This is a genomic window from Candidatus Edwardsbacteria bacterium (genome assembly GCA_031082425.1).
GTDB lineage: Bacteria > Edwardsbacteria > AC1 > AC1 > EtOH8 > UBA2226.
In genome coordinates this window covers 102,238-115,784 of sequence record JAVHLB010000001.1, presented here as the reverse complement: position 1 = coordinate 115,784, position 13,547 = coordinate 102,238, and the positions used below count along the sequence as shown (strand labels likewise).

14 protein-coding genes are annotated in these 13,547 nt (G+C 56.5%); all 14 read left to right on the top strand.

Going from position 1 to position 13,547, the window contains the following annotated elements:
* The first annotated feature begins 65 nt into the window (after nt 1–65).
* Nucleotides 66–1,673, top strand: coding sequence for a S41 family peptidase (locus RDU76_00580; GenBank protein MDQ7797423.1), 1,608 nt, complete (start codon nt 66–68; stop codon nt 1,671–1,673).
* Between the two features lie 314 nt (nt 1,674–1,987).
* Nucleotides 1,988–2,782, top strand: a complete 795-nt coding sequence (locus tag RDU76_00575; protein MDQ7797422.1) for a phosphate ABC transporter substrate-binding protein — start codon at nt 1,988–1,990, stop codon at nt 2,780–2,782.
* Nucleotides 2,783–3,374: 592 nt separating this feature from the next.
* Nucleotides 3,375–4,232 carry a phosphate ABC transporter permease subunit PstC gene (gene pstC, locus RDU76_00570; protein ID MDQ7797421.1) on the top strand — a complete coding sequence of 286 codons (858 nt, stop codon included), beginning with the start codon at nt 3,375–3,377 and terminating at the stop codon, nt 4,230–4,232.
* Nucleotides 4,229–5,065, top strand: coding sequence for a phosphate ABC transporter permease PstA (gene pstA, locus RDU76_00565; GenBank protein MDQ7797420.1), 837 nt, complete (start codon nt 4,229–4,231; stop codon nt 5,063–5,065). Before pstC ends, pstA begins: the two co-directional genes overlap by 4 nt.
* 7 nt (nt 5,066–5,072) lie before the next feature.
* Nucleotides 5,073–5,834, top strand: coding sequence for a phosphate ABC transporter ATP-binding protein PstB (gene pstB / locus RDU76_00560; protein ID MDQ7797419.1), 762 nt, complete (start codon nt 5,073–5,075; stop codon nt 5,832–5,834).
* A 136-nt stretch (nt 5,835–5,970) separates the two neighbouring features.
* Nucleotides 5,971–6,594 carry a methyltransferase domain-containing protein gene (locus RDU76_00555; protein ID MDQ7797418.1) on the top strand — a complete coding sequence of 208 codons (624 nt, stop codon included), beginning with the start codon at nt 5,971–5,973 and terminating at the stop codon, nt 6,592–6,594.
* Nucleotides 6,595–6,605: 11 nt separating this feature from the next.
* Nucleotides 6,606–7,361 (top strand): phosphate ABC transporter ATP-binding protein PstB, encoded by a 756-nt coding sequence (pstB, locus tag RDU76_00550; protein MDQ7797417.1) that lies wholly within the window; start codon nt 6,606–6,608, stop codon nt 7,359–7,361.
* 420 nt (nt 7,362–7,781) lie between these two features.
* Nucleotides 7,782–8,444 carry a phosphate signaling complex protein PhoU gene (gene phoU, locus RDU76_00545; protein MDQ7797416.1) on the top strand — a complete coding sequence of 221 codons (663 nt, stop codon included), beginning with the start codon at nt 7,782–7,784 and terminating at the stop codon, nt 8,442–8,444.
* Nucleotides 8,445–8,456: 12 nt separating this feature from the next.
* The gene (locus RDU76_00540; protein MDQ7797415.1) at nt 8,457–8,936 is read left to right on the top strand and encodes an NYN domain-containing protein; all 480 of its coding nucleotides are present in this window, start codon (nt 8,457–8,459) and stop codon (nt 8,934–8,936) included.
* Between the two features lie 81 nt (nt 8,937–9,017).
* Nucleotides 9,018–9,563, top strand: coding sequence for an SET domain-containing protein (locus RDU76_00535; protein ID MDQ7797414.1), 546 nt, complete (start codon nt 9,018–9,020; stop codon nt 9,561–9,563).
* Nucleotides 9,564–9,715: 152 nt separating this feature from the next.
* Nucleotides 9,716–10,477 carry a 3',5'-cyclic-nucleotide phosphodiesterase gene (locus RDU76_00530; GenBank protein MDQ7797413.1) on the top strand — a complete coding sequence of 254 codons (762 nt, stop codon included), beginning with the start codon at nt 9,716–9,718 and terminating at the stop codon, nt 10,475–10,477.
* 87 nt (nt 10,478–10,564) lie between these two features.
* A complete protein-coding gene (locus RDU76_00525) occupies nt 10,565–12,217 on the top strand; it encodes a tetratricopeptide repeat protein (GenBank protein MDQ7797412.1) in 1,653 nt (550 codons plus the stop codon).
* Nucleotides 12,204–12,986, top strand: a complete 783-nt coding sequence (locus RDU76_00520) for a DUF4292 domain-containing protein (GenBank protein MDQ7797411.1) — start codon at nt 12,204–12,206, stop codon at nt 12,984–12,986. Before RDU76_00525 ends, RDU76_00520 begins: the two co-directional genes overlap by 14 nt.
* Nucleotides 12,979–13,545: an NUDIX hydrolase gene (locus tag RDU76_00515; GenBank protein MDQ7797410.1), complete on the top strand. Its 567-nt coding sequence runs from the start codon at nt 12,979–12,981 to the stop codon at nt 13,543–13,545. The genes RDU76_00520 and RDU76_00515 overlap by 8 nt, the downstream gene beginning before the upstream one ends.
* Nucleotides 13,546–13,547: the final 2 nt, after the last annotated feature.

The window sequence follows — 13,547 nt, the reverse complement described above, 5'->3', positions numbered from 1 at the left end:
TCAATCGGTGCGCCATCCGTGGTCAAATGGCTAGATAGTTACAAGGTAATGAAAGAATATTTATTATGGAAGACGGTATTCAGAAAGGCAGGTTCATCATGATCACCAGGCGTAAATTCGCTTTGATAGTGGCGGCCATCGCGCTGTTCAGCGTGCTGGCCGGAGGGACGATAGGTTTGTTCGCTCAAAGCCGAAGCTTTGATCAGATCAATTTCCAGCTTCGGATATTCTCCACCGCCTTCAAGCAGGTGCTGGACCGCTACGTCACCGCCCCCGACCCCCAAAAGCTGATCTACGGTGCCATCAAGGGCATGATGGAGACCCTGGACCCCCACTCGGTGTTCATGGATGCCAAAACCTTCCGGGACCTGAAGAGCAGCACCCAGGGATCCTTCGGTGGGATCGGCATCCAGATCGGGGTGCGGGACGAGGTGCTGACGGTGATCGCGCCCATGGCCGGGACCCCGGCCTCGCGGATGGGCATCCAGGCCGGGGACCGGATCGTCAAGATCGAGGGCAAACCCACCAAGGGGATCACTACTGACGAGGCGGTGGGCAAGCTGCGGGGCGAGCCCGGCAGCAACGTCACCATCACCATCGAGCGCGAGGGGGTGAGCGAGCTGATGGATTACACCATCACCCGGGCCCTGATAGAGATCGAGAGCATACCGTACTACGGCTTTATCGCCGACAAGATCGGCTACATCTGGCTGGCCAACTTCTCCCAGAAATCCGGCCCGGACCTGAGCCGGGCCCTGCAGGACCTGGAGAAGCAGGGGATGAAGCAGCTGATCCTGGACCTGCGCAGCAATCCCGGCGGCCTGCTGAACGAAGCGGTGGAGGTCTCCAGCAATTTTCTGGATAACGGCTCGCTGGTGGTATTCACCAGGGGACGGCTGAAAGAATCGGACCAGGATTACAAGGCCTCGGGCCAGGTGCTGTTCGGGCCCAAAAAGGGACCGATGGTGGTGCTGGTGAACCAAGGGTCGGCCTCGGCCTCGGAGATCGTGGCCGGCGCGGTGCAGGACTGGGACCGGGCCCTGGTGCTGGGACAGACCAGCTTCGGCAAGGGTTCGGTGCAGAATGTGATGCCCTTGGGCGATTCCATCGCCATCAAACTGACCACCGCCAAGTACTACACCCCCTCCGGGCGCTGCATCCACCGGGACAACAGCGCCTGGCAGTCGGGCGACCTGGACAGCCTGGTGGAGGATTCCACCGCTGCCCAGGAGGTGTACACCACCCTGGGCGGCCTCAAGCGCAAGGTCTACGGCGGCGGCGGCATCACCCCGGACATCAAGGTGGACCTGCCGCGCCTCAACCGCTTCCAGATGGACCTGGAGCGGAAGACCATCTTCTTCAAGTTCGCCATCAAATACACGGTGGGCCATAGCAACCTGCCGAAGGACCTTATAGTGGACGAGGCCATGGTCGATGAATTCACCAAACTTCTCAAGGAGGACAAGGTAGAATACACTCCCGAGGAGTTCAAGGAGAGCAGGGACTACGTCAAGCAGGGCATCAAGCGGGAATTGCTCTTCAAACTTTACGGCGACAAGGCCCGCACCGCCTACCTGCTGCAGAACGACGCCCAGGCCCAGAAGGCGGTAGAGCTGCTGCAGAAGAACAAGGACCTCACCAAACTGCTCAAAGAGGGGCAGAACGGAAAGTAACTTTCGAAAATAGCTATTGGTTATTTGCTAATAGGGGTTTCCCTTTGCCACCAAGCATGCACTGAGCGATGCCGAAGTGACTCCAAGATATCAAATCTTTATTATTGTCATTCCGAAATGGCAGCCGTGCCTAATTGACTGAGGGATGAAAAATGTCACCCGTTCAACCTGCCAGGCAAGCAGATTTCCCAGGATGACATACTTTGAAAAATAAAATACCCATTTTGTCATTCCCGCACTTCATTGCACTCAGTGTAAAATCCGTCGGGAATCCATGCCTTTTTCAAACCACAGCAATATTATGAGGATTTACAATGGATAACAGAAATCTTACCGCCATGTATCTTATGACGGCGGTCCTGATCCTGGCCGGCTGCAGCCAGAAGCGGGAGGCGGTCATCATGGCCGGCTCCACCGCCTTCCAGCCCTTCGCCGAGAAGCTGGCCGACCAGTTCATGACCCAAAATCCCGGGATCAACGTCACCGTCCAGGGCGGCGGCTCGGCGGTGGGCATCCAGTCGGCCCTGTCCGGGACCGCCCAGATAGGGATGGCCGACCTGGTGCAGCTGCCCGAGGAGGCCAAGGATCTCACCGCCACCGAGGTGGCCCGGGACGGCATCGCCATCGTGATCAACCCCGGCAACCGGATCGAGGGGCTGACCATCAAGCAGGTGCGGGAGATCTTCAACGGGGTCATCGCCAACTGGAAACAAGTGGGCGGAGATGATCGTCCGATCACGGTGGTATCCCGCGAGGCCGGATCGGGAACCAGGACCTCCTTTGAACAGATAGTGGGCGATATATCGCTGATAAAAGAAGCCCTGATCCAGGACTCCAACGGTACCATCCGGGAGACGGTGGCCAACGACGCCAATGCGGTGGGTTACCTGTCGCATGGGCTGATAAACGAGAAGATCAAGCCGGTCAGGCTGGACGGGGCCGATTGCACCACCGAGCAGATCATCAGCGGAAAGTTCAAGCTGGTCCGCCCGGTGTTCCTGCTGACCCAGGGCCCGCCGGAAGGCGCGGTCAAGCAAGTGATCGAATACATGCTGTCTGCCGAGGGCCAGGAGACCATCAAGAGCAGCGGCCTGATACCGGTCAAATAATATTTTCTCGGTGTTGTTTCTTCTTCAATAATGTAAAGCGTGCCAGCGGATAAAAATTATATATAACTCGCACAGCCCTTTCTGTCCGGGCAGAAAGGGCGAAAGACCCGCCGGGGGCACAGGGCTTAACGGGTGAAAAATCATTTATGTGATCAACAATAATTTGGAGAAAAGAGCACACACTGCGAAGCAGGGATCGTTTTCACATTGTTTCTCGCAGTTATTCGCACTGTGCCCCCGGACCCCATTTGGACGCCTGGGCCACTTAACTTAACCTGTAAGAATTTGCAGGTTAAGCCGGGTGGTAGGGGGCGGATACGGTCGGCGTAGCTGGAGTAATAGTCTTAGTGATAACAAAACTGCGGATTAAAAACGTATCATTATTGATCACGTTAGTTTGCCGCCCCCTAAAGCTTCCGACCTCACCCATCTCCCTCTCCTAATGCTTTAGGAGAGGGGCGGGGGAGAGGTGTTATAAGAGAAAGCGGATGGGGTCGTTTTAGGGGTGAGAAACAAGAATAAAGTACCAGGGCCATGTTGCGTAATAAAGAAAAATGATCGACATGAGGGCAAACATTAAACTGAATATTTCATGAAATTCTTAGGCGAGAAGGGCGTTCGGAGAGTGTTGGCGGGGATAGCCTTTTCGGCCATCTCGGCCTTGCTCCTGATCGCCCTTTTTATCATCAAAGAGGGCCTGCCGTTCATCATCAGCTACGGCCCCTTAAAATTTCTGCTTTCCTCCGACTGGCAGCCCCAGGCCGGAAAGTTCGGCATCTGGCCCATGATCGTGGCCTCGGTGTGGGTGACCCTGGGGGCCATGCTGCTGGGGGCCCCGCTGGGAGTGGCTTGCGCCGTCTTTCTGACCGAATTTGTACCCCGCCGGGTGATGGGGGTGATCAAGCCCACCATCGAACTGCTGGCCGGGATCCCCTCGGTGGTCTACGGGTTCATGGGGGTGATGGTGCTGGCCCCGCTGATCCGCTCCCAGCTGGGCGGGCCGGGGCTGTCGGTGTTGGCCGGAGCCATCATCCTGGGCGTCATGATATTGCCCACCATCATCAGCATCTCCATCGATTCCATCCAATCGGTGCCCAATTCCTACCGGGAGGGCTCCCTGGCTTTGGGCGCCACACACTGGCAGACCACCTATATGGTGACGGTGCCGGCCGCCAGATCAGGCATCATCGCGGCCATCATCCTGGGCATGGGGCGGGCCATCGGCGAGACCATGGCGGTGATCATGGTGGCCGGCAACGCGGTCAAGATCCCCATCTCGGCCCTGGACTCGGTCCGGACCCTGACCGCCAACATCGCCCTGGAGATGGGCTACGCCACCGGACAGCACCGCCAGGCCCTGTTCGCCACCGGAGTGGTGCTGCTGGTGATAATCATGATCCTGAACTCCCTGGCCGGAATGGCCATCAGGAAGAAGGCGGGCAGAAGATGAGAGTGCCGCCCAAATATACCCAGATGGCAGCCAAGCTGGTGATGGGCCTGGCCACCCTGGCCACCCTGGCCATCCTGGTGTTCATCATCCTGTTCGTGCTGGAGAAGGGCCTTCCGGTGGTGGGATTCAAATTCCTGCTGACCAGCCCCCAGGACATGGGAAAGGCCGGAGGCATCTTCCCGGTGGTGGTCGGGACCATCCTTTTGACCCTGGTGGCCATTGTCATCGCCACTCCCCTGGGGGTGGGCACCGCCATCTACCTGACCGAATACACCAGGGAGAGCCGGGCCACCAAGGTCATCCGTTTCGGGGCCGACTGCCTGGCCGGGATCCCCTCCATCATCTTCGGCCTTTTCGGCTTCATCTTCTTCGTCACCATACTGCAGATGGGGTGGTCCATCCTGTCCGGCGGGCTGACCCTGGCCTTCATGATCCTGCCCACCATCATCCGGACCTCGGAGGAGGCCATCAAATCGGTGCCCAATTCCTTCCGGGAGGTGTCGTTCTCTCTGGGGGCCACCCGCTGGGAGACCGTCCAGAAAGTGGTGCTGCCCAGCGCCCTGCCGGGCATCGTCACCGGGGTGATGCTGGGGGTGGGACGCTCCATCGGCGAGACCGCCGCGGTGATCTTCACCGCCGGCTCCTCGCTCCGGATGCCCTCCTCGCTGATGGACTCGGTCCGCACCATGTCGGTCCATTTCTACATCCTGGCCCGGGAGGGGATCTCCACCGAGAACGCCTACGGCACCGCGGCCATCCTGGTGATCAGCATTCTGCTGATAAACCTGACGGCCTACGGACTGATGAACCGCTTCGTGGCCAAGAACAACTGACAGCATGATGAACAACGCAATAAAAATATCGGCCAAGGATCTCAAGGCCTTCTACGGGCCGGAGCAGCTGCTGATGTCCCTCAACATGGACATCCCGGCCAGGCAGATCCTGGGCATCATCGGGCCTTCCGGCTCCGGCAAGACCACCTTCCTGCGCAGCCTGAACCGGCTCAACGACCTGGTGCCCGGCTTCCGGATCGAGGGCAGCATCCTGCTGGACGGGCAGGACATCTACCACCCGCAATTCGACGTGGTGGCCCTGCGCAAAAGGGTGGGGATGCTGTTCGCCCTGCCGGTGCCCCTGCCCAAGAGCATCTACGAGAATGTGGTCTACGGCCCCAGGCTGTCGGGCGTCGGGGACCGGAAAAAACTCGATCAGCTGGTGGAGGCCAGCCTGAGATCGGCCTTCATCTGGGACGAGGTCAAGGACCGCCTGAATTCACCGGCCATGCGCCTGTCCGGAGGACAGCAGCAGCGGCTGTGCCTGGCCAGGATCCTGGCCCAGGAGCCGGAGGTGATCCTGCTGGACGAGCCCTGCTCCGGGCTGGACCCCATCTCCACCGCCAAGATCGAGGAGGCCCTGACCATCCTCAAGCAGAAGTACACCATCATCCTGGTCACCAACAACACTAAGCAGGCGGCCCGGGTGGCCGACCAGACGGCTTTCTTCCTGATGGGCTCGCTGATCGAATACGGCCCGACCAGCGATCTGTTCACCGTGCCCAGGGATAAAAGGACCAACGATTACATCACCGGCCGTTTCGGCTGAAGATAGAACCTGCCCACGAAACACACGAAAGGGTCTTAAACTGTCAAAACAAGTTATAGGTGACAGCCCATTTGGTACCGATGCAAATCGTTAGGATAATATCCGGGTTGCATATAAAAACAAGAGGTTTTGTTAGATGTCAAATATTTATGATGATATTTATAAGCAAGAGGAATATTATTGGGGCTTTAAACCTGCGCCAACCTGTTTTAAAGTGCTGCAGGCGTTACCACCTGTTAAAAAATTGAAACTGTTAGATATTGGTTGCGGGGAAGGCCGGAATGCTGCCTTTTTTGCTCGTAATGGGTATGATGTGACTGCTTTCGACTTGGCAGATGCTGGCGTAGAAAAGACAAAAAAATTAGCGGATAAGATAGGGGTAAAGGTAAAGGTTTTTAAAGCCAATATAAATGAATATCGATTGACCGATAAATTTGATATCATATTTTCTGTAGGCACATTGCAATATATTCCCAAAGAATTTAGGGAAGAGATTATTACAAATTATAAGGACCATACGAAAGAAAACGGCATACACATGTTATCGGTTTTTGTAAAAAAACCATTCATTGAACCCGCTCCTGAAGGCGAGAAGAATTCGCATAAATGGATTTCTGGAGAACTTTTGACATATTACCATGATTGGATGATAGAGTATTCAACAGAAGAAATATTTGACTGTATGTCCAGCGGGATCCCTCATAAACATGCTACAAATCGCGTATTAGCCAGAAAAACGATCTGTCTCAAGACCAAGTAAGATATTCTATAATGAACAACAAGATAGAAATAAAAAATCTCAACCTGCACTACGGCAAGTTTCAGGCCCTGAAATCGGTGGGCCTGCCGATAAGGGAGAATTCCATCACCGCCCTGATCGGGCCTTCGGGCTGCGGCAAATCCACCCTGCTGCGCTGCCTCAACCGGATGAACGACCTGATCGCCGGGGTCAGGATAGAGGGACAGGTGCTGCTGGACGGCAGGAACATCTACCGTCACGGCCTGAACGTGCCGGAGCTGAGAAAAAGGGTGGGCATGGTGTTCCAGCGGCCCAACCCCTTCCCGCTCTCGGTCTATGACAACGTGGCCTACGGGCTGAAGGTGGCCGGGATCAGTGACAAGAACCGCATTTCCGAAACAGTGGAGCGCAGCCTCAAAGGGGCCTGGCTGTGGGAGAACTTAAAGGATAGATTGGACCGTCCGGCCCTGGAACTGCCGTTGGACCAGCAGCAGCGTTTATGCATCGCCCGTTTGCTGGCGGTGGAGCCGGAGGTCATTCTGATGGACGAGCCCTGCTCGGCCCTGGATCCCATCGCCACCATGAAGGTGGAGGAACTGATGCTGGAGCTGTGCAAACGGTACACCATCGCCATCGTCACCCACAACATGCAGCAGGCGGCCCGGGTATCGGAATATTCCGGCTACATGCTGCTGGGCGACATGGTGGAGTTCGACCTGACCGCCAATATCTTCACCAATCCCAGGGACGCCCGCACCCAGGATTACATAACCGGCCGTTACGGGTGATGGTTTTGGAACACGGATCGGGTCAGGTATGTTCAATCACAAAGACAGCAGGGCACGTTTTATTCCTTAGTACAGAGGGTTGTCACCACTTCGAAAGTCTTATTTTTGCCAACCTCGGTGCAGGCTCTGAAGTCTCTATCTTTCGGGCCTATTGAACGGCTGGCATACGCCCATACTCACACATTCAGCCAGTCAGTCAAGTTGGCCTTCTCAGTGTGACAGTTTTATTTTTAAGCTTTCAAATTTGGATTTATTACACAAAGCCGCCGAGCCACGAAGCCCAATGGTTTGCCAGAGATGGGTTCGGTTGATGGCTACAAGTTAAATTATAGGTTAATTAAACTTTGTACCCTGGTGTCTTGGTGGCAAAAAACATAGAAGTCCGATAATACCCATAATCGTTAAAAACGGGGAGCGCCGATGGAAAGACATTTCGATACCGAACTGGACCAGCTGAAACAACAGCTGCTGAAGATGGGGGCCCTGGCCGAGGCCATGATAGACGCCGCGGTCACCGCCCTGGTGGAAAGGAATGCTGATCAGCTGAAGCAGATATACGAGCAGGAGAAGGAGGTCAACAATCTTCAGGTAAGCATAGACGAGGACTGCCTGCGATTGACCGCCCTCTACCAGCCCACCGCCGGAGACCTGCGCTTCCTGCTGGGAGCCTCCAAGATCAACACCGAGCTGGAGCGGCTGGGGGACCAGGCCATCAACATCTGCGAGGTGGTCAATAAGCTGCTGAAGGAGCCGCAGCTCAAGCCGCTGATAGACATCCCCAAAATGGTGTCCATCGCCACCGACATGGTCCGGGACAGCCTGAACGCCTTCGTAGAGCGCAATGTGGACAAGGCCAGGGCGGTGCTGATGCAGGACGACCAGCTGGACGACCTGAAGGACAAGATAGTGGCCGAGCTGACGGAGTTCATGACCAAAGATTCCGGCTCGGTCAGCCGGGCCATTCAGCTGATCCTGGTGGCCCGCAGCCTGGAACGGATAGGCGACCATGCCACCAACATCGCCGAGGACGTGATCTTTGTGGTGCAGGGCAGGGATATCCGGCATCATGCACAAGATATGTGATCATTGATCCCAATGGCCAAGACCATCATAATTGACGGCTACAATCTGGCCTTCGCCTCCGGCAAGATAAGGCCGGTTCTGCTCAAGGAAAAGAAAGAAGGGCGGGCCTTGTTGCTGGACATTTTGGCTGGGTATAAGAAGGCATTGGGGTATGACATTACCGTCATCTTCGACGGGGCAGAGGGGAAGGAACATAAGACGGACAGGGTCAGGGGAATAAAGGTCGTTTACTCCAGACCGCCCCAGAACGCCGACCGGGTGATCAAAGACCAGGCCGCAATCCTGAAGAAGACCAAAGCCCTGACCGTGGTCACCTCCGACCGGGAGCTGGCCCATCATGTCAAGGGGCGGCAGGTGGAGGTGATAGGGTCCGGCCAATTCCTGCAAAGGATGGAGGGCGAGCTGTCGCGCCGGGGCGCGGATAAAGAGAGGCCCGGCAGGATAGATGTGAAGGAGTGGCTGGAATATTTTGGGATAAAGGGGAAGGAATGAAGGCAAGCCGATCGACCGGTCGGCCCATCTTTTCAATACCGAGTCCTGCTGAATTTCAAGACACACTACCAAGGGGGATCAATGCTGGCTCCGTTATTCATCCTTAAGAAGACCAAAGGCAAGGGCCACGGGCTTTTCGCCAAACGGGACATACCCAAGGGAACGGTGGTGTTCTATGAGTGTTCGCAATGCACCGTCATCCCCAAAGCCAAATTCGACAAGATGACCAAATCCCAAAAGGAAAAGCTGCTGTTCCACGCCTACACCCGCCGGGACGGCTCGGTGGTCAATCCCTGCGGCGATTCCATTTACATGAACCATTCCTGCCATCCCAATATCCTGGATACCGGAAAGGGTTTTGATGTGGTGGTCCGGGACATCAAGAAGGGCCAGGAGGCCACCTGCGATTACCGGGCCTTCTATGATAAGGATTGGGGCTTTGAATGCGCCTGCGGGGCCGAGAACTGCTGCGGGACCTTCACCTGCCGCCGGCCTCTGGCCCCGGGGGTCAGGGCCTTTTGGGAAAAAATGACGGCCCCGGCGTTGAAACGGATATCGAAAGTACCCCAGCCGCTCAAAGAGCAATATCTGAAGGAGTATCCGGCCCAGGCCCGGTATTTCAAATAGCCTTTGACCGGCCAAAGAGCTGATTTTATGCTTGACTTTGCCATGGGTTTAAGTTACATTTATTGCAAAGAGTTATCTGCCGGGACGCTCATAAGGCCCCGGCGGATGATTTTATTAATGGTTTTTAATAATCCTGTGATAGGAGTTCTGGGATGAAACTAAAGGTCCTGGGAGCGTCGGGGTCAAAACTGCCCGGATTCGGTCTGACCAGCTTCCTGCTGGACAAGAACATCCTGATCGACACCGGGGCGGCCGCCTCCATGCTGGGTTTCGACGAGCAGCTGAGGCTGGATGCGGTCCTGCTGTCGCACATCCATATCGACCACAGCCTGGGGCTTTTGCTGATGGCCGACAACCTGGTGGGCAGCCTCAACAAATCCATCCAGATCATGAGCATCCCGGAGGTTCTGGACGGCCTGCGGGAGCATCTGTTCAACAATCAGGTCTGGCCGGACTTCACCTCCATCCCCAACAGCAAGGATGCCATCTTCAAGCTGAAGCCCATGGCCGAGGGCAAGCCGGTGAAGCTGGGCAAGTACACCATCCGGGCCATCCGGGTCAGCCACTCGGTGCCGACGGTGGGATTCATCATCAGCGACGGCAAGAGCTCCCTGCTGTACACCGCCGACACCCGGGCCACCGAAAAGATCTGGAAGGAGGCCAGGAAGGTCCGGGGCCTTAAGGGGGTGCTGATAGAGACCTCTTTCCCCAACCGGCTTCACGGGCTGGCCGACCTGTCGGGCCATCTTACGCCGCACGTCCTGTTGCAGGAGATAAACAAGTCGGGGCTGAAGGTGCCGTTCTATGTCTTTCACATCAAGGCCATGTTCGTGGAGGAGGTGCAGAAGGAGATAGCCCGGCTTAAAAATTCCCAGATCCGGCTGGCCATGGAAGGCGCCACATATAATTTCTAGGATCCGACAATAACCCGTTCAGCAAGCCGGAACAATAGACGATGTTTTATTTTCCGGCTTTGCCTTTATGTCTATCGAGGGAATCTGATGCTGAAAAAAATACTGATAGTCCTTATGGCCCTTTTAGCCGGCTGCGCCAAGCGCCAGATGCTGAGCCCGGAGCAGGCGCAACTGGAGGTGATGGACCGGGTGATGCAGGCATCCATGCTGGAGCAGGACGGACAGAGCAGGCAGGCCATCGGGCTTTACAAGGAGGCCTTGAAACTGGACAAGGGATCGGCCCTGCTGAACCTGCTGATAGCCCAGAATTACTACGAGCTGGGCAACGACACCCTGGCGGTGCTCTATGCCCGGCGGGCGGTCAGATTGGAGCCGGACAATCCCGACAACCGCCTGATGCTGGGCAACGCCTACCTGATGGCCCGGGAGCTGGAGCTTTCACTGGAGCAGTACCGGGCGGCGGTCAAACTGAAGCCCGAGGATCCGGACATCTCCGTCACCACCGCCGGGCTTTTCGAGGCCCTGGGCCGCCGTGATTCGGCCATCACCGTCATGGAAAGCATCGCCCGGCGGACCGGCGATCCGGACATCACGATGCAGCTGGGCTCCATGCTGATGCGCCACAAGCGGAGCGGACCGGCCAAAGAGATCTACCGGCAGGTGATAGGCCGGGACTCCTCCAACATCCGGGCCTGGATATCGCTGGCCGCCGTCTACGAGGTGGACCAGCAGCCGGATTCGGCCCTGCATTTCTACGGCACCGCCGCCCGGCTGGATCCCGAAAACCTGAGCATCCAGAAGCATATCTTCAATCTGCTGCTGTCGGCAAACCAGTACCCCTGGGCGGCCCGCCAGGCCATGAACATCCTGGAAAGGGAGCCGGGAAACGCCGGTCTTCGTTTGCAGCTGGCCCGGCTATTCTACCACCAGCAGGCCTTCCAGCCGGCCCGGGAGCAATTTCTGGCCGTCCTGGAGAGCGACAGCAATAACACCGAGGCTCTTTACGCCGCGGCCCGGATAAGCTTTCAGCAGAAGGATTACCCCCGGGCGCTGCAGTATTTTCGGAGGACCACCGGCTTGCTGCCCAAAATGGCCGAAGGCTGGGTCTCTTTGGGCAATTGCTTCTTGGCCCTGGACCAGCCGGATTCCGCGGCAGCTGCGTTTGAGAAGGCCAGGCGTTTGGGAGTAAAACAGGATATTGACCGTTTGATGGGCGCCGGATACTCCCTGTCCGAAAAGTACCGGGAGGCCATACCCTTCTTTCAGAATCAGCACCGAAAGAAACCCAAGGATCCCGATCTGATGTTCGGCCTGGCGGTGGCCTACGAGCGCAGCGGAGACTTTGATAACGCAGTGACACTGTTCAAAAAACTGCTGGTGCTAGATCCAAAGAGTGCTATCGTGTTGAACTATCTGGGCTATATGTATGCCGACAAGGGCGTCAACCTGGAGGAGGCCAAAGAACTGATCGCCAAAGCCCTGGAGGCCGAGCCGGACAATGCCTTTTATATTGACAGCATGGGCTGGGTGCTTTATAGAATGGATCGTTTCGAGGAGGCCAAGGAGAGCCTGGAGAAAGCGGTCAGCCTTCTGCCAACCGACGCCACTTTAAGGGATCACCTGGGAGATGTTTACCTGTCGCTCAATTTAAAACAGCAGGCCGTCGAGCAGTGGCAGAGATCCCTGGAGCTCGATCCCGGCAAGGAAAAGATACAGGAAAAGATAGATGCGGCAAGATAAAAACAGATCAAATTCTGAATATTGGATCATAACTCTGGCGGTCCTCTGTTTGATGATGGCCGGGTGCGCCCATGTCAAACGGGCTGAAAAGGGAGACCCGGAAGATCTTTGGAACAAGGCCTGGTCGTCATTCAAGACCGATGACCGGCCCTTCTCGGCCCAGGGAACGGTAACCTACGATTCGCCCAAGCTGACCCAGTCCCTGAGCTTCGTCTGGCGCCAGGAGGACAGCCGGCATATCCGGATAGATATCTCCGGATTTTTTGGCATCCGTCTGGCCTCGGCCTGCATATCAGACGATAAGGCCTGGCTGAATGTTCCCTTGAAGTCCCTGTACGTCAACGGCACCATATCGGGCGTCGATTCGATGGCCGAAAAAGCGGCCGGGATCGGCATCGAACCACTTTTGGAGGTCCTGCAGGGCCGTCCGCCGCTGGAGAGCGGCCGATTTTCCCTGGCCCAGGATGCCGAGAAATTCTACCTGTTTGTCTTTGCCAAGAAGGACACCACCGTAACCTACCGGCTGGACCGGCATAATGCCAGGGTCGTCGGCTATCAATTGGATGTCACGGGAAAGCCGGAATACAGCATCACCTATGGTGACTGGAAGCCTTTCAACAACAGTTACCGGCCGCATGTGGTGGAAATATTTTCTTATCGTGACCAGACCGGACTTACCGTTAAATTCTCATCCCTGAGTGCCGAGCAGTCATTCAACAAAGACGTTTGGGAACAGCCGGAGCCCCGAAGTGGTTTTGGCGATGAGTAAGAGAGCCGACAAGCATGGCTGGAAAACAGTCGGGACCAAACAGGCCTACCAAAACCCTTGGATATCGGTCCGCGAGGACCGGATAATCTACCCCAACGGGCGGCCCGGCATCTACGGGGTGGTGGAGAAGGGGCCGGGAGTGGCGGTCATCGCCCTGGACAACCAAAAGAACCTCTGCCTGGTAAGGCAATACCGTTATACCCTGGACGATGTCTTCCTGGAACTGCCGGCCGGGGCCATCCATCAGGGCGAGACCGAGGCCGAGTCCGTCGGAAGGGAATTATTCGAGGAGACGGGCATCCGGGCCGGGCGTTTAGAGAGGCTGGGAAATTTCTATACCGCCCTGGGCCACGAGACGGCCGAGATCATCGCCTATCTGGCCGATCAACTGGAAACAGAGGAACACTCCCTGGCCAACCAGCAGCATGACGAATCCATTCTGGAAATAATCCGTCTGCCGGTCACACGGGTCAAGCATATGGTGGCCCGGGGCGAGATAAAATGCGGGATCTCCCTGGCGGCGTTAAGCCTTCTATTCGCTAAATATCCGGAGTTGTGAGC

What these genes read in the sequence shown, in the direction of transcription:
- RDU76_00580 (MDQ7797423.1), top strand. Translation starts at nt 66, where the DNA reads ATGGAAGACGGTATTCAGAAAGGCAGGTTCATCATGATCACCAGGCGT.
- RDU76_00575 (MDQ7797422.1), top strand. Translation starts at nt 1,988, where the DNA reads ATGGATAACAGAAATCTTACCGCCATGTATCTTATGACGGCGGTCCTG.
- pstC (MDQ7797421.1), top strand. Translation starts at nt 3,375, where the DNA reads ATGAAATTCTTAGGCGAGAAGGGCGTTCGGAGAGTGTTGGCGGGGATA.
- pstA (MDQ7797420.1), top strand. Translation starts at nt 4,229, where the DNA reads ATGAGAGTGCCGCCCAAATATACCCAGATGGCAGCCAAGCTGGTGATG.
- pstB (MDQ7797419.1), top strand. Translation starts at nt 5,073, where the DNA reads ATGAACAACGCAATAAAAATATCGGCCAAGGATCTCAAGGCCTTCTAC.
- RDU76_00555 (MDQ7797418.1), top strand. Translation starts at nt 5,971, where the DNA reads ATGTCAAATATTTATGATGATATTTATAAGCAAGAGGAATATTATTGG.
- pstB (MDQ7797417.1), top strand. Translation starts at nt 6,606, where the DNA reads ATGAACAACAAGATAGAAATAAAAAATCTCAACCTGCACTACGGCAAG.
- phoU (MDQ7797416.1), top strand. Translation starts at nt 7,782, where the DNA reads ATGGAAAGACATTTCGATACCGAACTGGACCAGCTGAAACAACAGCTG.
- RDU76_00540 (MDQ7797415.1), top strand. Translation starts at nt 8,457, where the DNA reads ATGGCCAAGACCATCATAATTGACGGCTACAATCTGGCCTTCGCCTCC.
- RDU76_00535 (MDQ7797414.1), top strand. Translation starts at nt 9,018, where the DNA reads ATGCTGGCTCCGTTATTCATCCTTAAGAAGACCAAAGGCAAGGGCCAC.
- RDU76_00530 (MDQ7797413.1), top strand. Translation starts at nt 9,716, where the DNA reads ATGAAACTAAAGGTCCTGGGAGCGTCGGGGTCAAAACTGCCCGGATTC.
- RDU76_00525 (MDQ7797412.1), top strand. Translation starts at nt 10,565, where the DNA reads ATGCTGAAAAAAATACTGATAGTCCTTATGGCCCTTTTAGCCGGCTGC.
- RDU76_00520 (MDQ7797411.1), top strand. Translation starts at nt 12,204, where the DNA reads ATGCGGCAAGATAAAAACAGATCAAATTCTGAATATTGGATCATAACT.
- RDU76_00515 (MDQ7797410.1), top strand. Translation starts at nt 12,979, where the DNA reads ATGAGTAAGAGAGCCGACAAGCATGGCTGGAAAACAGTCGGGACCAAA.